Raw genomic sequence first — 24,245 nt, 5'->3', positions numbered from 1 at the left:
GAGAGGACTCGAACCTCCACGGTGTTGCCACCGCTAGGACCTGAACCTAGTGCGTCTACCAATTCCGCCACCTGGGCAAGGGTGCGTGTACTGCAATTGCTGCTTTCGCGTGTTGCTCAACAGCAGAGAACGCAATTATATCGAGTCTCATGCGTCTGTCAAGCGTTACGATGCGATGCGCTCAACGCGGCGCCGGGCGCGGCGGATCGGCCCGCGAGCGCCGTGGCGCTTAAAGTCCGGGTGTTAGAATGGCCCGCAACGATGCGCGCATTATTGGTTGCAAAGCACCGCAAAAGTCCCGTCCAACGAGAAAAATCACGACTACGCCCTTGAGCAAATATCCGTATCCGATTCCCAGCCGCGAAGAGATTCTCGGCGTGCTGCGCACGAGCGAGACACCGCATGCCGCGAACGACATCGCCGAGGCGCTGTCGATCAAGCGCCAGGAGCGCGAAGGATTTTTCAAGCGACTGGCGGCAATGGAACGCGACGGGCAAATCCGCCTCGACAAGCGCGGCCATTATCAATTGACGCATCCGTCGAATTTCGTCGCCGGTCGCGTGCAAGGCCATCGCGACGGCTTCGGCTTCCTGATCCGCGACGACGGCCAGGACGATCTCTTCCTGCCCAACGGCGAAATGCAGAAGGTCATGCACAACGACCGCGTGCTCGCGCGCATTGTCGGGTATGACCGGCGCGGGCGGCCGGAAGGACATATCGTCGAGGTGACGGACCGCGCGAACAAACGCATCATCGGGCGCCTCGTCAACGAGAACGGCGCGCTGATTCTCGTGCCGGAAGACAAGCGTATCGGCCACGACATCCTCATCACGCAGAATGCGAAGAAGGCGAAGGTCGGGCAGGTGGTGTCCGTCGACCTGACGGATTTCCCGAGCCGTCATTCGCAGCCGCTCGGGCGCGTGGTCGAAGTGATCGGCGATATCGACGATCCCGGCATGGAGATCGAGATCGCCGTGCGCAAATACGGCGTGCCGCATGAGTTCAGCGACGCCGCGCTCGCCGTCGCCGCCAAGCTGCCCGACGAAGTGCGCCCGGTGGATATCCGCCATCGCGTGGATTTGCGCGACGTGCCGCTCGTCACCATCGACGGTGAAGACGCCCGCGACTTCGACGATGCCGTGTATTGCGAGCCCGTCGCGGTCGGCCGGGGACAGGGCTATCGCCTGCTGGTGGCGATCGCGGACGTGTCGCACTACGTGCGGCCCAACGAAGCGCTGGATATCGATGCGCTCGATCGCAGCACGTCGGTGTATTTTCCGCGCCGCGTGATTCCGATGCTGCCCGAGAAGCTCTCGAACGGTCTGTGCTCGCTGAATCCCGATGTCGACCGCTGTGTGCTCGTGTGCGACATGGTCATCACCGCGCGCGGCGAGATCAAGGCGTATCAGTTTTATCCCGGCGTCATGCATTCGGCGGCGCGTCTCACGTACACCGAAGTCGCGGCCGTGCTCACCAACACGAAGGGCCCGGAAGCGGCGAAGCGCGCCGATCTCCTGCCGCAGTTGCAGAACCTCTACGGCGTCTACAAGTCGCTGCACGCGGCGCGTCAGAAGCGCGGCGCGATCGACTTCGATACGACCGAGACGTATATCGTCGTGAACTCGCAGGGCAAGATCGAGCAGATCGTGCCGCGTCATCGCAACGATGCGCACCGGCTGATCGAGGAATGCATGCTGGCCGCGAACGTCTGCGCGGCCGACTTCCTGAAGCGCAACAAGCACCCGGGTTTGTATCGCGTGCACGCGGGACCGACGGAAGAGAAGCTCGAGAACCTGCGTGCGTTCCTGCGCGGCGTCGGTTTGACGCTGACCGGCGGCGACAAGCCGCACGCGAGCGATTACGCCGCGCTGATCGCGCAAATCCGCGACCGGCCCGACGCGCAGATGCTGCAGTCGATGGTGCTGCGCTCGATGCAGCAAGCCGTGTACAGCCCGGACAACATCGGCCATTTCGGTCTCGCGTATGAAGCGTACGCGCACTTCACGAGCCCGATCCGGCGCTATCCGGATTTGCTTACGCACCGCGCGATCTATGCGATTTTGCAGGGCAAGAAGTATCTGCCGGAAATCGGTCACGATGTGTCGCTGAGCACCGGCCTCACGAAAGCGGCCCGCGAGATGCAGAAAGCCGACGACACCGCGCGCGGCCGTGCGCGCAACAGCGTCGCGATCTGGGAAGAGCTCGGGTTGCATTGCTCGTCGAACGAGCGCCGCGCCGATGAAGCCTCGCGCGACGTCGAAGCGTGGCTCAAGTGCTACTTCATGCGCGACAAGCTCGGCGAGGAATACGGCGGCATGGTGAACGGCGTGACGTCGTTCGGCATCTTCGTGCAGCTGGATTCGCTGTTCATCGAAGGTCTCGTGCATGTGACCGAGCTCGGCTCGGACTACTTCCAGTACGACGAGATCAAAAACGAGCTGCGCGGCGAGCGCACGGGCATTCGCTACCGGATGTCGGATCGCGTGCGCGTGCAGGTGAGCCGCGTCGATCTCGATGCCCGCAAGATCGACTTCCGTCTCGTGCGCGATACGCCGGTGAAGCCGCCGTCGCCGCGTCCGTCGGCGGGTTCGGGCGATGCCGTCAATGCAGCCACGGGCGCGGCCGGTCCGCGCATCCGTCCGTTCAGCGACGACGATGTCCCGAGCACGCGCGCCCGCGGCGGCACGAAGAAGGGCGCGCCGCTCGCATCGGCTCCGCGCGGCGGTGCGGCGAAGAAGCGTGGTGCGGCGTCGAAGCCGGCATCGCAGGGGCGGCCGGCGCGCAAGAAACGCTAGGGCGGCGCGTTAGCACAGCCGCCATCGAATACGCGCGGTCCGATGCTTCGTGCATCGGACCGCGTCGTGCTTTTCAAGTTTTCACCGAAGGTTCGGATCAGTCATGTCACGTCTCAAGGTTCTATACGGATTTCACGCAGTGACCGCACGTTTGCGCGCGGATGCATCGTCGATCGAGGAGGTGCTGTACGACCCCACGCGCAAGGATCGGCGCATGCAGGATTTTCTGCGGACCGCGAAGGAAGCGGGCGTGCGGCTGATCGCAGCCGATGAAGCGCGTCTCTGGGGTCTGTCGGGCAATGTTCAGCATCAGGGCGTGGTGGCGCGCGCGCACGATCTGCCGCTCGCGCAGAATCTGGCCGAACTGCTCGATGCCATTTCGGGCACGCCGTTGCTGCTGGTGCTCGATGGCGTCACCGATCCGCATAACCTGGGCGCGTGTCTGCGTGTCGCGGATGCGGCGGGCGCGCATGCGGTGATCGCGCCGCGCGATCGCTCGGCGGGTTTGAACGCGACGGCGGCGAAGGTGGCGAGCGGAGCGGCGGAGAGCGTGCCGTATATCACCGTGACGAATCTGGCGCGGGCGCTGCGCGAACTCAAGGATGCCGGCGTGTGGGTGATCGGCACGGCGGGCGAGGCGACGGCGTCGCTTTATGAAACGAAGCTGGACGGTCCGGTGGCGATCGTCGTGGGCGCGGAGGGCGAGGGTATGCGTCGCCTGACCCGCGAGACTTGCGATGAGATCATGAATATTCCGATGGCAGGGACGGTCGAGAGCCTGAATGTATCGGTGGCGAGTGGCGTCTGTCTGTTCGAGGCCGTGCGGCAGAGGGCGGTGAAGAAGTAAGGGCCGAGGTATCGAGCATCGTTCATGGCGTTGAATCAGCTTAGTGATCGGCTCGCGTCCGGGAGTGTGTACACGCGCGAGCAGCTAAAGGGCGTCATCGAGACACAAGACGCGACGCTCAATACGGGCGTATTTCGTCCCGCAGGCTTCGATTCGGTCCTGTTGTTCGTGACCGAGAAGAAAACGCCGGATCGCGTTCAGTATCTCGATAAGCTCGAAGGCGATATCTTGCATTGGCAAGGGCAGAACGCCGGGCGTACCGACGTTTGGATCGTCGAACATCGGGCGCGCGATCTCGAACTGCTGCTGTTCTATCGCACGAAGAAATACGAGTACCCAGGCGCGGGATTCAAATACGAAGGCCTATTCGACTATGTGTCGCATGAAGGCGCGTTGCCGGCGAGTTTTACGCTTCGGCGTGTCGATCAAGCTCAGGCTCAAGCCGAACTCGAAGCCGAGTCCGAAGCCGAAGTTCGACTCGAAGAGAGCGGCGCCTTCGATCCCGCGAGCATCGAAGACGCTCGCAAGAAGACGTTCGCCGCGATCGTCATGCGCCAGGGCCAACCCGCGTTCCGCAGGAAATTGCTCGAAGCCTATGAAAGCCGTTGCGCGTTGAGCGATTGTCCGGTCGAAGAAGTTCTCGAAGCCGCCCATATTTGCCGCTACATGGGCGAAGACACCAATGTCGTGGAGAACGGGCTGCTGCTGCGCGCCGACCTGCACACGCTCTATGACCGCGCGCTGATCGCCATCCATCCCGCCACGCATGCCGTGTCGATTGCGCCCGAGCTCGCGGACAGCGAGTACGGCTCGTTCGCAGGACGTGTGCTTCGCCCGCCGAAGAATCCCGAACATCGGCCGAGCAGCCAAGCGCTCCACGCGCACTGGATGCTCGTGCGATCCATCTGGGAAAAGCGATCATGATGGGCATGAAGAAGGTCATAGGCCTGGCCGCCGCAATATCGGCCTGCCTCCTCACCGCCTGCACCACGACCCAGATCGACCGCGGCACCTACATCGCCGACACGCGCTACCACGCGAAAAACTCCGACTCACGCATCCGCTTCCTCGTGATGCACTACACCGAGATCGACGAAGCCGGGTCCCTCGCGGTGCTCACCGGCGATCAGGTCAGCGTGCATTACGTCGTCCCCGACGTCCCGCGCATCGAGAACGGCGAGCCGGTCGTCTATCAACTGGTGCCGGAAGACAAACGCGCCTGGCACGCCGGCCTGAGTTCGTGGCAAGGCGCAACGGAGCTGAACGCGTCCTCGATCGGCATCGAAAACGTGAACCTCGGCCCGATCGGTCCGCTCAGCGACGGCAAATGGCAGCCGTATCCGCCCGCACAAGTCGACGCGCTCATCAAACTTTCCCGCGATATCGTCGCGCGCTACGCCATTGCGCCGACGCGCGTCGTCGGTCATAGCGACATCGCGCCGCAACGCAAGATCGACCCGGGTCCGCTTTTTCCGTGGCACGCGCTGTACGATGCCGGCGTGGGCGCATGGCCCGACGACGCCACCGTCGCCGCGCATCTCGCCGGCCGCGATCCGAAAGCGCCGTGCGACGTGCGCGCGCTGCAGGACAAGCTCAAGCGCTACGGCTACGACGTCGCGACCGACGGCGTGCTCGACGACAAAACCCGCCGCGTCTTCAGCGCATTCCAGATGCATTTCCGGCCGTCGGACTACGCGGGCAATGCGGACGCGCAAAGCGACGCCATCGCCCAGGCCTTGCTCGATAAATACTTCCCTCAATGAACGATTCGTTTCTGACACTACGCGCGATCCACATGGCGTGCGCGGGCCTTTCCATCGCCGGATTCGTGCTGCGCTGGATCTGGATGCTGACGAATTCGCGCCTTCTCACCGCGCGCGCGACGAAAATCTTCCCGCATATCGTCGATACGCTGCTGCTGCTGAGCGCCATCGCGCTGGTCGCGATCATCGGCTTTTCGGCGAATGCGGCATGGCTCGGCGCGAAAATCGCGGGTCTCGTCGTCTATATCGTGCTCGGCACCTTCGCACTGAAGCGCGGCCGAACCAAGGGCGCGCGCGCCGTCTACGGCGTGCTGGCGATCATCGTGTTCGCATTCATCGCGTCGGGGGCGCGCACGCACGATCCGCTCGGCTTCCTGCACGCGTTTGCATGATCCGCGCGGCTGCGTCGCGCGCTCCGATAAAATCTCAGTTTTCTCCGATAAAGCAGCACCGCCCCCATGACTCAAGACGAACTCAAGCAACTGGTCGGCCAGGCCGCCGCCGACTACGTGAACGCGAACGTGCCCGAAGGCTCGATCATCGGCGTCGGCACCGGATCGACGGCCAACTGCTTCATCGACGCTATCGCGAAGTCGAAGGCGCGCTATCGCGGCGCGGTGTCCAGCTCGCTCGCGACCACGGCGCGGCTCGAATCGCACGGCTTCAAGGTGTTCGATCTGAACGACATCGAAACGCTCTCCATTTACGTCGACGGCGCCGATGAAATCGACGCGAGCGGCGCAATGATCAAGGGCGGCGGCGGCGCGCTCACGCGCGAGAAGATCGTCGCGTCGGTGGCGGACGTGTTCGTGTGCATCGCCGACGCGAGCAAGCGCGTGCCGGTGATGGGCACGTTCCCGCTGCCCGTCGAGGTCGTGCCGATGGCGCGCACCGCGATCGGCCGCAAGCTCGCGGCGCTCGGCGGCGTGCCGATCGTGCGCGTGACGAAGGACGGCTCGCCCTACATCACGGATAACGGCAACGAGATCATCGACGTGAAAGGCCTGTCGATCACCGATCCGCGCGCGCTCGAAGCGCAGATCAACGCGTGGCCGGGCGTCGTGACGGTCGGCCTGTTCGCGGCGCGCGGCGCGAACCTCTGCCTGCTCGGCACGGAGACGGGCGTCGAGCGGATCGACTACAAGTAAGTCTTCAGCGAAAAAAGCGAAAGGCCCGGCGACTCACATCGCCGGGCCTTTTTCGTTGCGCCGCCAATCAATACGCGTTGCGTCCGATGAATCCCTTGAACATCGTCATCGCGACGATCTTGATGTCGAACCAGAACGACCAGTTGTGAATATAGAAGAGGTCGAACTTCACGCGGCTCTGCATCTTCTCGACCTTTTCCGTCGCGCCGCGATAGCCGTTCACCTGCGCCCAGCCGGTAATGCCCGGTTTGATGCGATATCGGAACATGTAGCCGTAGACGAGATCCTTGTACAGATCGTCGTGCTCGATCGCGTGCGGACGCGGGCCGACCACCGACATATGCCCGAACAGCACGTTCAGGAACTGCGGCAACTCGTCGAGGCTCGTGCGCCGCAGGAACGCGCCGACCTTCGTCACGCGCGGATCGTTGCGCGTCGCCTGCGTCACCTGACCGTGCTCCCGATGCACGCCCATCGAACGGAACTTGTAGATGCGAAACGGCCGTCCGTCCGCGCCCTTGCGGTGCTGCGTGAAGAACACCGGGCCCTTCGACGTCGCCTTCACGGCGATCGCGATCGCAATCATCAGCGGCGAGAGCGCGAGCAGCGCCGTTGCGGCGAACAGGCGGTCGAAGAGCATCTTCGGCCACATCTGCAAGGTGTGGACCGGCGACGTCGTCAGGTTGATGGTCGCGAGCCCGGCGATATCGGTCATCGAATGATTGAAAAGCGAAATGCTGCGCGTGTCGGGAATCAGCCGGAGATTCACGAAATCGTGCCGCAGCGCGTGCACGAAGCGGTAGATCGTGTGCTCCTGCGAGAGCGGCAACGCGAGCCACACTTCGTTGATTTCGTCGGCGCGCACCTTGTCGACGAGTTCGTCGAAATCGTTCAGCACCGGCAAACGATTGCCTCCCATGCCGATTGCGCTCGTCGGCGGAGATGCGCCGCTGATGCCGCTCGCGTGCAGTTCTTCGTCGCCGGTCGTATCGAGAATGCACACGGGCGTGAAGCCTTGCTCGGGCGTGCTGCACAGGTGCGCGAGCAACGTCCGCGAGAAACCTTGCGCGCCGACGATCGCCACGGTGCGCTGGTTCAAGCCGCGTCCGCGCATCAGGCGCAAGCCGGAATACACCACCAGCTTCGAAGCGATGATGAGCGCGCCGCAGATGATCGTGGAGTAGGCGAACCAGAGCCGCGACACCGAATCCATCCGATGCAGACTGAACGCGAGCAGCAGGCCCGCCGCGACGACCGCCATCCACGCGAGCGTGACGCGCGCGAGCATCATGGCGAATGGCTTGCCGCGCCAGGTTTCGTACACACCGAAAGCAGGGAAGAGCAGGAGGGCGAGTGCGGAGTTGAACGCGATCAGAAGCCTTTCGATATCGCTGACATCCAGCGAGGAAAAGCGTACGTCATGCGCGATCAACCCGCCCGCGACGATGAGACAGACATCCAGAAGACGCGCCAGCCATGAGAACAAGTCGTGGTTTTTTTCTTGCATTAATCCGAGCCGTTAGACACTTGAGGCGGATGCAGCCTCGGTTGCACGAAGTCGCGGAAGTAGTCGGTCGAACTCCCGCTTGACGAGCCCGTAGCACTCGCATGCGCGTGCTTCCAGGCCCTCGCGATCCACGACCTTGATGCAGCCGCGGCTGTGATGAATGAGACCGGCGTCGTGGAGCTTGCCCGCCGCTTCAGTGACGCCTTCCCGGCGCACGCCGAGCATGTCGGCGATCAGTTGCTGCGTGACTTGCAGTTCGTTTGACGCGGTCCGATCGATTTCGATCAGCAGCCAGCGGCAAAGTTGCTTGTTCAGCGAGTGATGCCGGTTGCACGCCGCCGTCTGCGCGACCTGCGTGAGCAGCGCCTGCATATAGAGCAGCATCAGACGGCGCAGGAAGTCCGAACGGCCGAACTGCTCGCGCAGCGCCTGCGCGCTCATGCGATACGCGAAGCCGGGGCACTGCACCTGCACGCGCGTCGGCATGGTTTCGCCGCCGGTCAGAACAGGCACGCCCGTCATGCCTTCGCGGCCCACGGCCGCAATCTCGACCGAACCGCCGTCCTCCATCGTGTGCAGCAGCGAGATGATGGCGGTCGTCGGGAAGTAGACGTGGTGAATGCGTTGGCCCGAGTCGCAGAGGAGTTGCTCGGTGCGCAGCTGCACGAGTTCGAGATGCGGGGTGAGCGCCTGCCATTCGTGTGCGGGAAGCGCGCCAAGCAGATGGTTGCCGTGCAGATCGGACTGGAGGGTCAGCATGATTTGTTCTCTCTCGTGACTTCGCGCGTTGCGCTTCAATTTTTATTTACTGATGTGACCGTTTTCGAAGATTGCCGCTTGCGACTGTTCGAAGAAGCATCACATCAGCCCCGTAGCCGCCCGTTCGCGCGTGAGTTCGAGTTATTGATCGCGCTGGTCGGGGTTGCGGGTCTCTATTAGCGAGGACTGTGCCAATGCGGGCAATCGCAATGCTGGCGGGGCCTCATAACTCATGCACTTTTTGTGATGCAGCGCAGCGCACCATTTTTGTTTCAGTCTTGAACATCGGTGGTCTTAGGAATACGTGCGAGCACCGATGAGTTTCATCAGTGCAAACCCCCCAAATGGCGGTTCGCGCTTTTCCGACCACCGTGCGACAAGCCTCACAGGTCGACATCCCTTCTACAAGGCACCTCCTTTCGTAGGGACAATGAAAAATGATTCATCTGTGTTCCATCGCATCCGTGGGTTATCGAACGCGCATTTATTCACGCCCGGCTTGATTCCCCGCGCAGCCTTTACTGGCGCGGGTTTGCGGGCGACAGGAAAAGTCTGCCGCAAGGCGTTGCATCATGCGGAAACGTTGCGTGCCTTGCACGACGTGAAAAGTCCGTGGGCTACCCCTCGTCCGCAAGTGCTTTCCGGACGCCTCGCGGAGCGTGAAATAGCCCACACAGGGCTTGCAGGAAGTGTTTCGGCGAACGCGCGAATGGCATTGGACCGTAAAACGTTTGCCCGCGTTTCATCGGATTCGTGATGATGCGCAGTCCATTTCGGTTCGATGCCGGATGCCCCGAAATGTTTCATCGAGGACAATCTCATGCGGAACCGTTTAAGCCGCGCGAAAAAGAGCTCGTGAGAATCGTCGCGAATACATCACGCGGTCATGAAAGCGTTTGTACGACGCGGACGTAAGCGATTGAAAAAACCCTTGAAACAAGGGTTCGAATGTGTTTTTTAGAGAGACGTCAGCGCACGATATCCGCGAGGGGCGGAATGACGCGTTCGTACGCATCCTCGATCACATCGAACGATGTCTCGCAAAGCTCGCGCCGTCCATGTGAAAGCGCGCGCGCGAGCCGGCACTGCATGACCATCGTTTCGCTTGCGATCTTGCGCGCGCCCGCATACGTCTGAACCGGAATATCGAAGCCTTGTTCGCGCATCCATTGCAGATAATGCGCGAGCAGTTCGAAGTTCGCGCCGAGCTGTCTCATCACGTTGAACGCGTAATGGCGCGCGTACGGTTCGCCGCGCGCGATCATCGTGTCGACATGCTCGGGAAACGCCGCGCGCCATCGCGTGATGGGATTGTGCATCGGGCGCCGCAGCAGATGCGCGCACAAAAGGTCGGCCGAGACTTCCGCGAGCGGCGTGCCGGATAACGGCTCGCGAACGCGCTTGACGAATTCGACGTGCGGAAAAAGCGCCGGCTCGGCCGCCGCATTCGAGCGCAATATGCCTTCGTAATCCTCTGCGTCGAGAAGGTGATAACCCGTGTGATGAAAGTAGCCGAGACGCTGCGCATCCTGATCGATCACATCAATGCCGATGGTCGTCTTCGCGTGCTCGCGGTGATACGAAGCGGTGCGCATGTCGGGCAGAAAGAACGCATCGACTTCGACGAGCACGATATTCGCGCGGCGCGTCTGCACGAGCGCGCGTTCTTCGAGCGAATCGAAAACGGAAAGCTCCTGCACCTGCAGGCCGTAAAGTTTTTCGATGTCTTCCGGCGGCAGCTTGCCGAGCGTGAACTGATCGGCTTCGAAGTCCTGAGCGACGGCGAACGCGAGCGCGGCGCGCGGCTCGAGCCCGTTGCCATGCAGGATTTCGATCCACAGGTCGACGGGCGCCACCGCTTCGCGCCAGATGCGCTCGCCGCGATGCAGCGCATGCGCGTGATGGCGCCGCGCGCGCATGCGCAGAGGATCGAGAGACACGACGCGGGAACGACTCGCGCCGGAATCCGTCACACCGCTCGTATGGAACGCGCTCATGCCGTGACCTCGGGCCGGAAAGGCCTGCGTTCGATACCGCGTGCGCGCTCGCGCGAGTGTATTTTTACTTGTGCGTCTCTGTCGCGTTCGATGGCGGTATGCATTGTGATTTTCCCATGAAGGTGCCGTATTACGCGAGCGCTATCGACGCCATGCGACGCGCGCGCGGCGGCCCGCAACCAGGGCCGCGGCGTGGTCGCTTTTATCGTCGGAAAGGCGTCTTTTTCCCCGGAACGCCTTTTTGCGTGTGGTCGGGCTTATTTGAAAGGCGCGCGAGGCTTGGGTCGGTGCGATGGCGCACTGAATTCAGGCGGGTCGGCACGTAACGTTTAATCGTCGCAACGCCGGTAATGACCGGTAAAGCATGGAGATAATCGATGAACTGGAAAACGCTGGATTTCGAACAACTCACTGCGCGAGAGCTTTATTTGATATTGCGCGCGCGCAGTGCGGTGTTCGTCGTCGAACAGTCGCATGTCCATCTCGACCCGGACGGCCGCGATGAAACCGGCCTGCATGTTTTCGCGGCCGAAGACATGAGCCGTTCGATGCCCGTGCTCGCCTATGCGCGCATTCACGCGGGCGACGCGGAAGATCCGGAAGTGGTGGTGGACAAGATTTTGACGAGCCCGCTGCGTCGCGGCGACGGCACCGCGCACGCATTGATCGAGCGCGTGCTCGCGGTGAGCGCCGAGCGCTGGCCCGGCCGCGGCGTACGCCTGACCGCGCCCGTCAGCCTGCGAGGTTTCTACGAGGCGTTCGGCTTTCGCAAGACCGAAGGGCCGTTTCTCGAGCATGGCATGCCGTACATCGGTCTGACGAGAAAGAGCCGGCAGCCGCGCGAAGCATCCGGCGCGAGCAAGGCTCAGTTTGCGGCGAGCGAAAACGCCACGACTTACGAGTTGCTATAAGCGCCACCGGAAGACGCGCTGCGTGCGCCGCAACGGGCGCGCGCGGCGAAAGAAGCCAACGCAGAATCAGCATCACAGGCGTGGACCGTCGGGGCATCGAGGCAATAACAAAGCGATAACAACGCAATAACAACGCGATCGGCGCGGCGCAGTCCGCCCCGTTACGCGCCCTCGAAACAATAAGATCGACGCCGCCGGCATGTGCCGGCGAGCGCTAAAACAGCCTATCTCATGCGAATAGTCCATCTCGCCAATCACGCGCAGACGATCGGCAACGGCGCCGTCAACCTGATGGTCGACCTCGCCTGCATGCAGGCGCGCATGGGGCAGGAGGTCGTGGTCGCATCGTCGGGCGGCGGGTTCGAGCCGCTCCTGCGCCGTCACGGCATCACGCATATTCCGCTGCAGCAGTCGCGCCAGCCGTGGCGCGTGCCGTCGATGATCGCGGGCTTCAATCGTCTCATCGATCGTTTCGATCCCGACATCGTGCACGCGCACATGATGACCGGCGCGCTCATCTCGCGTTTCGGCAGCATGCGGCGGCGCTTCGCGCTCGTGACCACCGTGCATCACGATCTGCAGAAGAGCGCGTCGCTCGTGCGCGCGGGCGACCGCATGGTGGCCGTGAGCCGCGCGCTCGCGCTCGATCTGGAGGCGTGCGGCGTCGGACCGGCGCGCATGTCGGTCGTGCTCAACGGCGCCGTGGGCGCGCCGCGGATCATCACCCGGCCGCCCGCGAAGCCGGTGCGGCTGAAGCATCCGAATATCGTGTGCGTGGCGGGGATGTATCGCAGGAAGGGCATCGCGGATCTCCTGCATGCGTTCGCGCTCGTGTCCGAGCAGTCCGCGAGCGAGCGCGAGTTCATGCCCGAGCCGCATCTGTACCTCGTCGGCGAGGGCCCCGATCGCGGCGCGATGGAAGCGCTCGCGGCCGAGCTCGGCATCGCGGAGGTCACGCACTTCGCCGGCTTCGTCGCCGATGCGCGGCCGTACTACGCGGGCGCGGATGTGTTCGCGCTGCTCTCGCGTCAGGACCCGGGGCCGCTCGTGATCGCGGAGGCGCGCGAGGCGGGCTGCGCGATCGTCGCCACGCGCGCGGGCGGCATCCCCGAAATGCTCGACGAAGGCGCGGCGGGCGTGCTCGTGCCCATTGGCGACATCGAGCAGGCGGCGGCGAAGCTGCGCTGGCTGCTGCTCGACCGGCAGGCGCGCGGTCGGCTCGCGGAGCGCGCACGTCAGAATCTCCAGCCGCTTTCCGTCGAAAGAGTGTGCAACGAATATCTGGCGGTGTATCAGCAAGCGCTTACGGAACGGGAAGGGCTGAAACGCCGGCAGGTCACACTCGATACACGCACGCCCCGAACGACAGATGGCGCGATTTAAGCATAGGGCTGACAAATCGCCCCGCTTGCGCCGCGCCACGGCACTTTCGTCCCAACCTTCGGATCATACAAAAGGCAAATCCGAGCCGCCTTCCGTTCGCGTTCGCACAGAAAGCATACGAGATGCTTGCTCAAATGAGTGCATGATCGGTCCGAGGACAAGAGGACCGGGAAAAAAGCACACGCCGCGCTGCGACGCAGGCATTCTTCAGTTTCCCTGATGAACGCCTGCGCGCGCGCGGCGCGAGCGCAAGACATGCACGTGAAGCGGTAAGAAAGAGAAAAACGAAACAGTGACGTCGAGGTCAGAGGGAATACCCTGTCAGGAAATTCCTCACTGGCATTCGAGGCAACGAAGACGCAACGTATCAAGCACGACGAATGGACCTGTCGGGAACCCGTCGTGCCTTTCGCAGCCCGGGGAAAGCGAAAGCGATGCGCTCATATACACGGCTACGGAACAGGCGAGAAGGGGAGAAGCGAGATGGATGACAACAAAGAGCGATCGCTGGTGGCGAAGGTGATGGACGGACTCGTCTCAGGGATCGTCGAGCAAAAATATGGCGCGATACTGCCACCGCAGGACATCCTCTCGAAGGAGTTCGACGTGAGCCGCACCGTCATGCGCGAGGCGCTGTCGATGCTGCTCGCGCGGCACATGCTGGACGTGCGGCCGAAAACAGGCACGCGGATTCGTCCGATGAGCGACTGGCGCCTCATCGACGAGGACGTGGTGAGCTGGCGTTTTCGCGCAAAGCCGGATCAGACATTTTTGCGCGATGTAATCGAATTCCGCATGCTGATCGAGCCGCGCGCCGCAGCGCTGGCCGCGGCGCGCGCGACGCCCGACGAGATCGCCGGGATTCGCGACGCGTTCGACACGCTGTCGCGTCTGCAGGTCGGCGAGCCGGAATATCAGGCGGCCGATGAAGTGCTGCATACGCGCATCGTCGCAGCGAGCGGCAACCAGTTCTTTCGTCAGATGACGGCGATCGTGCGCGGCGCGCTGGTGACGGTCAATCCGATCGTCGACGGCATCGAATCCGTGCGCGAGGCGACGCTCGCGGCGCAGAAGAGCGTCGTCGAGGCGATCGAGGCGAAGGACCCGGCGGCCGCCGAATCCGCGACGCGCGCGCTCGTCGATCTGGCTGCGGAGGAAGTCGGCCGCGCGTTCTCGCTGGAGCGCGTGAACAGCCAGCCGGCGTCGCCGAACATGAACGCACCCGCGGGCGTGTAGCGATCTCTTAAACAACTCGGAGCGTTGAATGCATCGAGCCGGGACCTGTCCCGGCTTTTTGCCGTCTGCGTCCGCCGCGCGCATTCGTCATGCGATGCAATCAGGCACAATGCGTCGCACGACGAACAGGGTGCACGGAGGAAGGTTTGACCGATACGAACATCGCGAACAAGGACACAGCATCGATTCGCTGGGGCATCGTCGGGGCGGGACGCATCGCGCGGCGCTTCGCCGACAGTCTCACGCACGTCGAAGGCGCGCGGCTCGCGGGCGTGTGGTCGCGCCGCGAGGAACCGGCGCGCGCGCTCGCCGAAGCGTTCGATGCGCGCGCATTCGCCGATTTCGACGCATTGCTCGCCAACATCGACGCGCTCTACATCGCCACCTTGCAGGACAGCCATCCGGCGTACGCGTTGCGCGCATTCGCGGCGGGCAAGCCCGTGCTGTGCGAAAAGCCCGCCGCTGTGAACGCGCGCGAACTGCAACGCATGATCGACGCGGCGCGCTCGGCGAACGTGCTCTTCATGGAAGCGATGAAGCCGCCGTTCTATCCGCTGTATCGCCGCCTGCGCGAGCATTTGCAGAACGATCCGATCGGCGAGATCGGGCTCGTGCGCGCGGGCTGCTCGATGGCGAACGTGCCGCTCGATCATCCGTCGTTCTCGCTCGAAGCGGGCGGCGGCGCGCTGCTCGACATCGGCATCTACGAGGCGTTTCTCGCGGTCGACTGGCTCGGCGAGCCGCTCGACGTGCAGACCATCGGACGGCTCGGCGCGACCGGCGTCGACGTCTTCGCGAGCCTGAACGTGCGACACGAGCGCGGCATCGCGCAATTGTTCTGCGGACTCGATCTGCAAGGCCGCGGCGATGCGCTCATCGGCGGCACGCTCGGCACCGTGACGATCCACGAGAACTGGTGGAATCCGTCGCGCGCGAGCATCGTGTATACGGACGGACGCAGGATCGAACTCGACGAGCCTTTCACCGGCGGCGGCCTCAATTACGAAACCGCGCATTTCTGCGAGCTGCTGCGCGCGGGAGAAACCGAAAGCCCGGTGATGCCGCACGCGATGTCGATGCGCATGATCGCGATCATCGACGCCGCGCGGCGCGATCTGAATCTGACGTTTCCCTTCGAAACCGATTGATGAAAAAAAGCCGCTTTTCAGCGGCTTTTTTGTTTAGTGCCTGCCCGGCAGCGCGAGCCGCCGCTCGAAAATCCGCTGCACGAATTCGAGCACGCTGCACAAAATCCAGTAGACGAACGCTGCCGCGAGATAGAGCGGCAGCGGCTGATAGGTCGCCGCGATCACTTCCTGCGCGCTGCGCAGCAACTCGGTCACAGTGATGACCGACACGAGCGACGTGTCCTTGATCAAGCTGATAAGACTGTTCGACAGGCTCGGCACCGCGATGCGCAGCGCCTGCGGCCCGATCACGTAGCGCAGCGTCTGCGCGCGCGACAGCCCGAGACTATAGGCCGCGAGCCACTGTCCGGCGTGGATGCCGAGAATCGCGCCGCGCATGCTCTCGGACAAATAGGCCGCGACATTCGCCGATAGCGCGATCACGCCGGCGGGCGTCGGTTCGAGCGAGATGCCGAGACTCGGCAGGCCGTAGTAGATGACGAAAATCTGCACGAGCAGCGGCGTCCCGCGCATCACGCTGACATAGCAGCGCCCGATCGCGACGAGCGCGCGATTCTGGCTGATGCCCATCAACGCCAGCGCGACGGCCGCGATGAGGCCGAAGAACATCGAGTAGAGCGCGAACTTGATCGTCAGCAGCGCGCCTTGCGCCAGCACGGGCGCCGATTGAACGAGCAGGGATGTCGTTGACATGTACGGGAAACGGAAATCGGGGATGTGCTCGAATTGAAACAAATCGGCACATCATAAACCGGTGACAAAAACGAAGGGCGGCATCGCCAGACGATGCCGCCCCGGGTGACGCGTCAGATCGCGACTTACTTCGCCGGCTTCGTCACGTCGATGCCGAACCACTTGTCCGAAATCTTCGCGAAGGTGCCGTCGGATTCGAGCTGGGTCATCGCGTCGTCGATCGCCTTCGCGAACTTCGGATTGCCCTTCTTGAACGGAATGCCCGACGGATTGCCCGCGCCGACGTTCGCGCCCGTGCGCAGCGGCAGTTGCGAGTTCTTCAGCAGATACGCGAGCATCAGACGGTCGTTGAGCGCGGCGTCCAGACGGCCGGCGGCGAGGTCACGCAGATACTCGGGCGCGCCCGGATACGTCTTCACGTCGATGCCCGGCACCGACTTCGCCATGTCCATGTAGTTCGTGCCGAGACCGACGCCGAGCTTCTTGCCCTTCAGTTCCTCGAGCGTCTTGAACTCGCGCTTGTCGTCGTTGCGCTGGATCAGCTGCGCGTTCGAGTACGTGTAAGCCGGCGAGAAATCGAGTGTCTGCTTGCGCGCATCGGTGATGCCGACCTGGTTCACGATCACGTCGAACTTGCCGGCCTGCAGACCCGCGATGATGCCGCTCCACTCGGTCGTGACGAACTCGGGCTTCACGCCGAGCTTGGCGGCGACGGCCTTGGCGATATCGACGTCGAAGCCGACCAGCTCACCGTTCGGCGCTTTCGAGTTGAACGGAGGGAAGGTGCCTTCGAGACCGACGCGCAGCGTGCCGCGCTGCTTGACCTGGTCGAGCAGGTCTTCGGCGTGGGCGGCGGTCGTGACGGCGGTGAATGCCGCGCCGATCAGGCTGACGGCGACGAGCTTCTTGAGCGTGGACAGTTTCATCGTGTTGTTTTCCTCTTGATGGGCACAGCGTCTTTTTTAGATGCGGCGATCATAGTGAAAATGCAATCGTCGCGTAATATCGTTTGCTTATGTCTATATGCGGCCGTGGCCGGTTCACGCGAGCGCTTCGACACATTCTTTCACGAGCGCCGGACCGCGATAGATCAGCCCCGTGTAGAGCTGCACCAGCGACGCGCCCGCCGCCAGCTTCGCGCGCGCGTCTTCGCCCGAGAAAATCCCGCCCACGCCGATGATCGGCACATCGGTTCCGACTTCCGCGCGCAGCTTGCGAATCACCTCGTTCGATGCATCGAACACCGGACGCCCCGACAATCCGCCGGCTTCGTCGCCGTGCTTCATGCCGGTCACGGCGGTGCGCGAGAGTGTCGTGTTCGTGGCGATCACGCCGTCGATCTTGTGAGCCAGCAGTGTGCCCGCGATCGACCTGATCTGCTCGTCGTCGAGATCGGGCGCGATCTTCAGCGCGAGCGGCACGAGCTTGCCGTGGAGATCGGACAGACGCGCCTGCTTGTCCTTGAGCGCGCCGAGCAGCGAATCGAGTTCGCCCGCGCCCTGAAGCTGGCGCAGATTCTTCGTGTTTGGCGACGAAATGTTGATCGTCACGTAGCTCGCGAACGGATAGACGCGCTCGAGACAGTACAGATAGTCTTCGGCGGCGCGCTCGATCGGCGTATCGGCGTTCTTGCCGATGTTCAGCCCCAGCACGCCGCGATAATGCGCCGCCTTCACGTTCGCGACGAACTGATCGACGCCGCCATTGTTGAAGCCCATCCGGTTGATGAGCGCGTTCGCCTCGGGCAGCCGGAAGATGCGCGGACGCGGGTTGCCCGGCTGCGCGCGCGGCGTCACGGTGCCCACCTCGATGAAGCCGAAGCCGAGCGCCGCGAGCCCGTCGATGCACGCGCCGTCCTTATCCAGACCCGCCGCGAGGCCGACCGGATTGCGGAACGTGATGCCCATGACATTGCGGGGCGAATCGGGACCGCGCTGGGCGAGCATGCCGGCGAGTCCGGTGCGGCCTGCCGCGCCCAGCATGCGCAGCGTCAGGTGATGAGCGTCTTCCGCGTCCATCTTGAACAGATGCGAACGCGCGATCGGGTAAAGGGAGCTGAACACGAAATGATGGCCGGCGACGGCGAATTTTTTTAAGACCGCTATTTTAGCGGTTTCGGCGGGCGTGCCGGTCCGGCTGCGCCGGCGTGGCGGACGCGGCTACTTCGGCTGCCCCGGACCGTGGATGCGGCCGGGCATCGGCAACGTGCCGGCGGATTGCGTGTTCGCGGGATCGAGCAGCGTCCAGTGGCCATCGATCAAACCTTCCAGCGGCCGGAAATTCGCCTTGTAGGCCATCTTTTCGCTTTCGCGAATCCAGTAGCCGAGATAGACGTGCGGCAAGTCGAGGCTCTTCGCCTGTTCGATCTGCCAGAGGATGTTGAACGTGCCGTAGCTCGTCTTCGGCATATCGGGCTCGAAGAACGTGTACACGGACGAAAGCCCGTCGCCGAGAATGTCGATCATGCTGATCATGCGCAATTCGCCTGGCTCGTCCGGGTGGCCCGGATGCGCAGGCTCGCGGAATTCGACGAGCCGCGAATTGATCCGGCTCTGCAACAGGAATTGCTCGTACTGGTCGCGGCTGTCGCGGTCCATGCCGCCGCCCGCGTGCCGCGCCGACTGATAGCGCATGTAGAGCGCGTAATGCTCCTCGTCGTAGTGCAGCGGCGCGACGCTCGCCACCAGATTGCCGTGCTGCTTCCAGACGCGCCGCTGCGCACGATTCGGTACGAAACGCGCGACCGGCACGCGCACCGGCACGCAGGCGCGGCAGCCGTCGCAATACGGCCGATACGTGAAAACGCCCGAGCGCCGGAAACCGGCCTTGACGAGTTCGGTGTAGACGTCGGAGTTGATCAGATGGCTCGGCGTGGCGACTTGCGAGCGTGCGACACGCCCTTCCAGATAACTGCAAGGGTAGGGCGCTGTTGCATAGAATTGCAGCGCGGAAAGCGGTGACAGCGGCAGCTCGTTCGGATGTGTCACGTTGGCGGCTCTCGCAGGCGTCGTCTCGTCGTTGCCGGCCGGCGCGCGAAGTGCTCTTCAGGCGCGCGGCGGCTGCATGTCATGTGTCGCTCGGCGTCACGTCTGTAGCGTTCAGCGTGCCAGCACGTCGAGAAGGACGGATTTGTCGAAGCGCCAGCCGATCGCCGGGTCCGCCGTCGCCCGCCGCAGATGCGCGACGAACGCGCGGCGCGCGATCTCGCGGCCGCCCAGCGACGCCAGATGCGACGTGTTCTGCTGGCAGTCTATCATCTCAATTTGATTGCGGCGCAAGTGTCCGACGAGCGCCGCGAGCGCGATTTTGGACGCATCGGTCTTGTGCGCGAACATCGATTCGCCGAAGAACATCCGCCCGAACGACACGCCGTACAGCCCGCCCACACGCACGCCGTCGAACCACGTTTCGACGCTGTGCGCGTTGCCCGCGCGATGCAACGTTGTGTAGGCATCGACGATATCGGACGTGATCCACGTGCCGCGCTGGCCGTCGCGCGGCGTGTCGGCGCAGGCGCGCATCACGGCCGCGAAGTCGTCGTCGACGCGGACTTCCCAGGCCGGATCGCGCGCGACGCGCTTCAAGGTCTTGCGCAGCGAATCCGACACCTTGAACTCCGCCGGGAACAGCACCATGCGCGGATCGGGACTCCACCACAGCACCGGCTGGCCGTCCGAATACCACGGGAAGATGCCGCGCCCATAGGCGTCGATGAGCCGCGACGGCAGCAGATCCGCGCTCGCGGCGAGCAGGCCCGGCGCGCCGCTCGACGCGCCGAGCGCGCGCTCGACGGGCGGGAAGGGATCGTCGTCGGCGAGCCAGGGAACCATGTTCTCGGGAGGGCGGCGTTCAGTGGGTTCGTCGGACAGCGATGGAATCAGCCGTCGCGCAGCGTGCGGAAGATGTCGCCCGTGTGCAGCGTGAAGTTGCCGGCGGCGCGGTCGGCGAAGAAAAAGCGCAGCGTCTGGCCGACTGTCGGGAAGGCGATCTCGTCCCACGGAATCTCGTGTTCCGCGAAGAGCTTCACTTCCAGACTCTCTTCGCCGGGATCGACTTCGATATCGAGCAGCCGCGCGAGATAGAACAGATGCACCTGATGCACGTGCGGCACGTTGAGCAGCGTGAACAGGTTCTGGATCTCGACGCGCGCGCCCGCTTCCTCGAGCGTTTCGCGCGCGGCGCCTTCGCTCGTCGTCTCCTGCATTTCCATGAAGCCGGCGGGCAGCGTCCAGTAGCCGTAGCGGGGCTCGATCGCGCGGCGGCAGAGCAGCACCTTGTCGTCCCATACCGGCACGGTGCCCACGACGTTACGCGGATTCTGATAGTGAACGGCGCCACAGTTGTTGCAGACGAAGCGCTCGCGGTTGTCGCCGGGCGGAATGGCGAGACCGACTTCGTGGCCGCAGACGGAGCAGAATTTCATGGAAATGGACGTGGGAAGTGTGCTGCGAGTGTATCACCGCACCGCTGCCGCTTTGAGGCGCGCACATGGATTGCGGTATCAGCCGCGTGGCATGACCGGCTTGCCCGGGACCGGCGGTGCGAAGCCTGCCTTCTCGCTACAATAGTTGACCAGAATTGCAGTGTCCCTTTTCAAGATCAGGACGCCTCGTGCGTCCGAAACGAACGCCATGTCATCCACGCCAGCCGCTTCCCGTCCTCCGATGCTCGCTACCGCCGATGCGTTAGCCCGTTTGCTCGACGCCGCGCGTCAGGTGGACGGGCGCGCGCGCGTCGATACGCTCGATGCGCTCGATCGCGTGCTCGCCGCCGATGTCACCTCGCCGCTCGATGTCCCGCCGATGCACACCAGCGCGATGGACGGTTACGCGGTCCGCGCCGCCGATCTCGCCGGAGCAAGCGAAGCCGCTCCGGTCACGCTGCCGGTGTCGCAGCGCATTCCGGCGGGCCACGCGGCCGAAGCGCTCGCGGCGGGTACGGCCGCGCGCATTTTCACCGGCGCAACGGTGCCGCCGGGCGCGGATGCCGTCGTGATGCAGGAGATGGCGCAAGTTTCGGACGACGGCCGCGTCGCGTTCGCGCAGGCGCCCACGGCGGGCGAATGGATCACGCGGCAAGGCGCGGACATCCGGCGCGATTCGGTCATCCTGCCCGCGGGCACGCGTCTGACGCCGCAGGCGCTCGGACTCGCGGCGTCGGTCGGTTGCGCGCAGCTCGACGTCGTGCGGCCCGTGCGCGTCGCGATCTTTTTCACCGGCGACGAATTGCGCATGCCGGGCGAGCCGCTCGAACCCGGCGCCATCTACAACTCGAACCGCTTCACGCTGCGCGCGCTCCTCGCGAAGCTCGGCTGCGAAGTGACGGATCTGGGCATCGTGCCGGACCGGCTGGACGCGACGCGCGAGACGCTGCGGCGCGCGGCGGCCGATCACGATCTCATCCTGACATGCGGCGGCGTGTCGGTTGGCGAGGAAGATCACGTGAAGCCGGCGGTCGAAGCGGAAGGCCGCATTTCGATGTGGCAGATCGCGATGAAACCGGGCAAGCCGCTCGCGTTCGGCGCGGTGCGGCGCGGCGAAGAAGGAACGGAGGCGTTTTTTATCGGCCTGCCGGGTAATCCGGTGTCGAGTTTCTGCACGTTTCTGCTCTTCGTGCGGCCGTTTCTGCTGCGGCTCGCGGGCGTGAAGCACGTCGCGCCGCGCGTCTACTCGATGCGCGCCGATTTCAGCCAGAAAAAGGGCGATCGCCGCAACGAATTCCTGCGCGCGCGCGTGAACGAGGCGGGCGGGCTCGATCTCTTCGAGAACCAGAGTTCGGCTGTGCTGACATCGACGGTCTGGGGCGACGGTCTCATCGACAATCCGCCGAATCACGCGATCAGCGCGGGCGAGATCGTGCGTTTCATCCCATTTTCAGAACTGATGCGGTAGAGAAATGAAGATCGATTTGAGATTTTTTGCGAGCGTGCGCGAGGCATTGGGCGTCGCGAACGAGACGGTCAGCGTGCCGGACACGGTGGTCAACGTCGGCGACGTGCGCGCGTGGCTGCGCATGCGCGGCGGCGTGTGGGAAGAAGCGCTCGCCGAAGGCCGCGCGCTGCGCATGGCCTGCAATCACGTGATGACGAATCCGCAGCAGCGCATCACCGAGGGCTGCGAAGTCGCGTTCTTTCCGCCGGTCACGGGTGGCTGAGATGAACACGCGCTCCAGAATCCGCGTGCAGGAAGCCGATTTCGACATCAGCGCGGAAGTGGCCGCACTGCGCGCCGACAATCCGAAAGTGGGCGCGGTCGCGTGTTTCGTCGGCACGGTGCGCGATTTGAACGAAGGCAGCGCCGTCGAGACGATGGAGCTCGAGCATTACCCCGGCATGACCGAAAAATCGCTCGAAGCGATCGCCGCTCAGGCGCGCGAGCGCTGGCGCGGCTCGGACGTGCTGATCGTGCATCGCGTGGGCAAGCTCAGGCCGCTCGACCAGATCGTGCTCGTCGCGACGACGGCGATGCATCGCGCGGAAGCGTTCGAGTCGTGCGCCTTCGTGATGGACTACCTCAAGACGCAGGCGCCGTTCTGGAAGAAGGAAAAGACCGAAGCGGGCGAACGCTGGGTCGATGCCCGCGAAACCGACGATGCGGCGCTCGAGCGCTGGCAGGGCGAGCGGTCCTGATCGACGTCATTTTTCGTCGGCGGACTTGCCGATGAACTTCGCCGGAAACGGCTCCGCGTCCGGGCGCTCGGGAAAGCGCGGCTCGGGCGCGTCGCCCGTGCGCTGACGCTTGAGCGCCGCGAGCAATGCCTGCTGCTCCGCGGGAATCTGGTAATCCCAACCGAACCTGCTCAGCTGCAGGCTTTGCGCGATGCGCAGCGCTGGCTCCATGAACTGGACGGCGGCGGCCGGCTCGTAACGCGATTCGACCATGTTCAGAAACAGCGACAGCCAGCGCGCGAAATGGCGCGGCTCGATATCGTCGATCGGCCGATGCGCTTCCTGCACGTTCCCGCGATATTGCTTCGATCCGAGCACGAGGCTCGACCAGAACGTCGTCATTTTGGCGAGATGCTCGTCCCAACGGCCGATGAGCGCGCGCGAAAAAATCGGGCCGAGGAGCGGGTCATCGTCAACCCGGCGATAAAAGGCTTCGACCAGCGCGCGGACATTGGCTTCATTCGGTTCGCGCTCGCGCGGGACGTCGGTGAGGTGTTCGGTGTTCATCGTCGATTGGGTGGAACGGAAAAACTCGGTCGGATAATTTTCAACGAAGATTAACAAGATGACGCAAAATGCTGCTTTCGTTGCACGAAAGCGTCTGTTGCGGTCCCGAAGTGTACGAATTGCATGGTTTTCGGGTCGTCTTCGTGCATTTCGGTCGCAGGCCGCCGACGCCCGGCCCGCCTGGCCGATGCGATTTTGCATTCAACTTCTTCCCGCGCGAGATCATGCGACTCACCGATTACACCGATTATTCGCTGCGCGTCCTGCTGTATCTCTCCGTTCGACCCTCGGTTCTCTCGACGATTCAGGAGATTTCGGATGCCTACGGCATTTCCAAGAATCACTTGATGAAGATCGTCCAGCAGTTGGGCGAACTCGGCTGGGTCGAGACCGTGCGCGGCCGCAACGGCGGACTGAGGCTCTCCGCGCGGTCGCAGCAACTCACGATCGGCGATATCGTGCGCAAGACCGAAAGCGATTTTATGATCGTGGGCTGTTTTGCGGGTCAATCGGATCAGCAGGACGGCGTACCGCAACTACGCTGTGTCATCCAGCCGAGTTGCCGTCTGCGCGGCGTGCTGGCGGCCGCGCGCGACGCGTTTCTCGCCGAACTCGACCGGCACACGATCGGCGAGCTTGCGCATCCGCAAAACGAACTGGCGCGGCTGCTCGGCATCGTCAGCGTCGCGCCCGTCGGCATGATCGGACCGATACGCGCATCCTCCTGACGAATCCACCGCGTTCTCTATTGAACGAAACCCGGACGCCGCGGGTCAATCCTGAACTTGGACGGTTGCCGCCGTCATTGTCGAAGAGCAAAAAGTGCACTTTTCGGGCTAAAGCGTGCTTGAAAGTGACAGAAAGCGCCTCATTTTGATCGTATT

General features: G+C 63.6%; 25 protein-coding genes. 15 read left to right on the top strand and 10 right to left on the bottom strand.

From position 1 onward, the window contains the following. Positions 1 to 329: 329 nt before the first annotated feature. The 6 genes from rnr to rpiA all read left to right on the top strand — a co-directional run bounded on the left by rnr (position 330) and on the right by rpiA (position 6,553). The gene (rnr, locus tag AWB76_RS30265; RefSeq protein ID WP_061163779.1) at positions 330 to 2,795 is read left to right on the top strand and encodes a ribonuclease R; all 2,466 of its coding nucleotides are present in this window, start codon (positions 330 to 332) and stop codon (positions 2,793 to 2,795) included. Positions 2,796 to 2,898: 103 nt separating this feature from the next. Next, on the top strand, positions 2,899 to 3,642 hold the full coding sequence (gene rlmB / locus AWB76_RS30260) for a 23S rRNA (guanosine(2251)-2'-O)-methyltransferase RlmB (RefSeq protein WP_061163778.1): 744 nt from the start codon (positions 2,899 to 2,901) through the stop codon (positions 3,640 to 3,642). Positions 3,643 to 3,666: 24 nt separating this feature from the next. After that, a complete protein-coding gene (locus tag AWB76_RS30255) occupies positions 3,667 to 4,566 on the top strand; it encodes an HNH endonuclease (protein ID WP_061163777.1) in 900 nt (299 codons plus the stop codon). A gap of 5 nt (positions 4,567 to 4,571) precedes the next feature. After that, a complete protein-coding gene (locus AWB76_RS30250) occupies positions 4,572 to 5,405 on the top strand; it encodes an N-acetylmuramoyl-L-alanine amidase (RefSeq protein WP_208606628.1) in 834 nt (277 codons plus the stop codon). Then, positions 5,402 to 5,797 (top strand): SirB2 family protein, encoded by a 396-nt coding sequence (locus AWB76_RS30245; RefSeq protein WP_061163775.1) that lies wholly within the window; start codon positions 5,402 to 5,404, stop codon positions 5,795 to 5,797. The genes AWB76_RS30250 and AWB76_RS30245 overlap by 4 nt, the downstream gene beginning before the upstream one ends. A 66-nt stretch (positions 5,798 to 5,863) precedes the next feature. Next, a complete protein-coding gene (rpiA, locus tag AWB76_RS30240) occupies positions 5,864 to 6,553 on the top strand; it encodes a ribose-5-phosphate isomerase RpiA (RefSeq protein ID WP_061163774.1) in 690 nt (229 codons plus the stop codon). 67 nt (positions 6,554 to 6,620) lie between these two features. Here rpiA and AWB76_RS30235 read toward each other — a convergent pair whose 3' ends face one another. Both AWB76_RS30235 and AWB76_RS30230 read right to left on the bottom strand, forming a co-directional pair. Continuing rightward, positions 6,621 to 8,039 carry an undecaprenyl-phosphate glucose phosphotransferase gene (locus tag AWB76_RS30235; protein ID WP_061163787.1) on the bottom strand — a complete coding sequence of 473 codons (1,419 nt, stop codon included), beginning with the start codon at positions 8,037 to 8,039 and terminating at the stop codon, positions 6,621 to 6,623. A gap of 33 nt (positions 8,040 to 8,072) precedes the next feature. Beyond that, complete coding sequence (locus AWB76_RS30230) at positions 8,073 to 8,819, bottom strand: Crp/Fnr family transcriptional regulator (protein WP_014191659.1); 747 nt, start codon at positions 8,817 to 8,819, stop codon at positions 8,073 to 8,075. 316 nt (positions 8,820 to 9,135) lie between these two features. Between AWB76_RS30230 and AWB76_RS41200 the strand changes: the two genes are divergently transcribed. After that, positions 9,136 to 9,576: a hypothetical protein gene (locus tag AWB76_RS41200; RefSeq protein WP_157696239.1), complete on the top strand. Its 441-nt coding sequence runs from the start codon at positions 9,136 to 9,138 to the stop codon at positions 9,574 to 9,576. A gap of 211 nt (positions 9,577 to 9,787) precedes the next feature. On the opposite strand, the gene AWB76_RS30225 is transcribed toward AWB76_RS41200, so the two are convergent. Continuing rightward, on the bottom strand, positions 9,788 to 10,816 hold the full coding sequence (locus AWB76_RS30225; RefSeq protein WP_061163773.1) for a DUF1839 family protein: 1,029 nt from the start codon (positions 10,814 to 10,816) through the stop codon (positions 9,788 to 9,790). Positions 10,817 to 11,193: 377 nt separating this feature from the next. On the opposite strand from AWB76_RS30225, the gene AWB76_RS30220 reads away from it, so the two are divergent. The 4 genes from AWB76_RS30220 (at position 11,194) to AWB76_RS30205 (ending at position 15,494) form a co-directional block, all read left to right on the top strand. Next, positions 11,194 to 11,727, top strand: coding sequence for a GNAT family N-acetyltransferase (locus AWB76_RS30220; RefSeq protein ID WP_061163772.1), 534 nt, complete (start codon positions 11,194 to 11,196; stop codon positions 11,725 to 11,727). Between the two features lie 231 nt (positions 11,728 to 11,958). Next, positions 11,959 to 13,110, top strand: coding sequence for a glycosyltransferase family 4 protein (locus tag AWB76_RS30215; RefSeq protein WP_061163771.1), 1,152 nt, complete (start codon positions 11,959 to 11,961; stop codon positions 13,108 to 13,110). Between the two features lie 483 nt (positions 13,111 to 13,593). Then, positions 13,594 to 14,346 carry a FadR/GntR family transcriptional regulator gene (locus AWB76_RS30210; RefSeq protein ID WP_061163770.1) on the top strand — a complete coding sequence of 251 codons (753 nt, stop codon included), beginning with the start codon at positions 13,594 to 13,596 and terminating at the stop codon, positions 14,344 to 14,346. A 146-nt stretch (positions 14,347 to 14,492) separates the two neighbouring features. Further along, a complete protein-coding gene (locus AWB76_RS30205; RefSeq protein ID WP_061163769.1) occupies positions 14,493 to 15,494 on the top strand; it encodes a Gfo/Idh/MocA family protein in 1,002 nt (333 codons plus the stop codon). 33 nt (positions 15,495 to 15,527) lie between these two features. On the opposite strand, the gene AWB76_RS30200 is transcribed toward AWB76_RS30205, so the two are convergent. From AWB76_RS30200 to AWB76_RS30175, 6 genes are all read right to left on the bottom strand, one after another. Continuing rightward, a complete protein-coding gene (locus AWB76_RS30200; protein ID WP_061163786.1) occupies positions 15,528 to 16,187 on the bottom strand; it encodes an amino acid ABC transporter permease in 660 nt (219 codons plus the stop codon). A 125-nt stretch (positions 16,188 to 16,312) separates the two neighbouring features. Beyond that, the gene (locus tag AWB76_RS30195; protein ID WP_061163768.1) at positions 16,313 to 17,113 is read right to left on the bottom strand and encodes a cystine ABC transporter substrate-binding protein; all 801 of its coding nucleotides are present in this window, start codon (positions 17,111 to 17,113) and stop codon (positions 16,313 to 16,315) included. A gap of 114 nt (positions 17,114 to 17,227) precedes the next feature. After that, entirely contained in the window at positions 17,228 to 18,250 is a 1,023-nt protein-coding gene (locus AWB76_RS30190; protein ID WP_061163767.1) for a quinone-dependent dihydroorotate dehydrogenase, read from the bottom strand. 96 nt (positions 18,251 to 18,346) lie between these two features. Next, positions 18,347 to 19,174 carry an arginyltransferase gene (locus AWB76_RS30185; RefSeq protein ID WP_061163766.1) on the bottom strand — a complete coding sequence of 276 codons (828 nt, stop codon included), beginning with the start codon at positions 19,172 to 19,174 and terminating at the stop codon, positions 18,347 to 18,349. Between the two features lie 111 nt (positions 19,175 to 19,285). After that, positions 19,286 to 20,017 (bottom strand): leucyl/phenylalanyl-tRNA--protein transferase, encoded by a 732-nt coding sequence (aat, locus tag AWB76_RS30180; protein ID WP_061163765.1) that lies wholly within the window; start codon positions 20,015 to 20,017, stop codon positions 19,286 to 19,288. 47 nt (positions 20,018 to 20,064) lie between these two features. After that, positions 20,065 to 20,610: an NUDIX hydrolase gene (locus tag AWB76_RS30175; protein WP_061163764.1), complete on the bottom strand. Its 546-nt coding sequence runs from the start codon at positions 20,608 to 20,610 to the stop codon at positions 20,065 to 20,067. Between the two features lie 241 nt (positions 20,611 to 20,851). On the opposite strand from AWB76_RS30175, the gene AWB76_RS30170 reads away from it, so the two are divergent. From AWB76_RS30170 to moaE, 3 genes are read left to right on the top strand one after another with little or no spacing between them, the layout of a single operon-like run. Next, the gene (locus AWB76_RS30170) at positions 20,852 to 22,078 is read left to right on the top strand and encodes a molybdopterin molybdotransferase MoeA (RefSeq protein WP_341845315.1); all 1,227 of its coding nucleotides are present in this window, start codon (positions 20,852 to 20,854) and stop codon (positions 22,076 to 22,078) included. A gap of 4 nt (positions 22,079 to 22,082) precedes the next feature. Beyond that, positions 22,083 to 22,340, top strand: coding sequence for a molybdopterin converting factor subunit 1 (moaD, locus tag AWB76_RS30165; protein ID WP_061163762.1), 258 nt, complete (start codon positions 22,083 to 22,085; stop codon positions 22,338 to 22,340). A gap of 1 nt (position 22,341) precedes the next feature. Then, positions 22,342 to 22,815, top strand: a complete 474-nt coding sequence (gene moaE / locus AWB76_RS30160) for a molybdopterin synthase catalytic subunit MoaE (RefSeq protein WP_061163761.1) — start codon at positions 22,342 to 22,344, stop codon at positions 22,813 to 22,815. Between the two features lie 6 nt (positions 22,816 to 22,821). Here the strand turns inward: moaE and AWB76_RS30155 are convergent, their stop codons facing one another. Next, the gene (locus AWB76_RS30155) at positions 22,822 to 23,361 is read right to left on the bottom strand and encodes a group III truncated hemoglobin (RefSeq protein ID WP_061163760.1); all 540 of its coding nucleotides are present in this window, start codon (positions 23,359 to 23,361) and stop codon (positions 22,822 to 22,824) included. Positions 23,362 to 23,585: 224 nt separating this feature from the next. Between AWB76_RS30155 and AWB76_RS30150 the strand changes: the two genes are divergently transcribed. Beyond that, on the top strand, positions 23,586 to 24,089 hold the full coding sequence (locus AWB76_RS30150) for an Rrf2 family transcriptional regulator (RefSeq protein ID WP_061163785.1): 504 nt from the start codon (positions 23,586 to 23,588) through the stop codon (positions 24,087 to 24,089). The last annotated feature ends 156 nt before the right edge of the window (positions 24,090 to 24,245 follow it).

This window comes from Caballeronia temeraria, from assembly GCF_001544795.2.
Taxonomy (GTDB): domain Bacteria; phylum Pseudomonadota; class Gammaproteobacteria; order Burkholderiales; family Burkholderiaceae; genus Caballeronia; species Caballeronia temeraria.
Note: the sequence above shows the minus strand (reverse complement) of the source record. Positions and strands in the feature narration are given on the sequence as shown.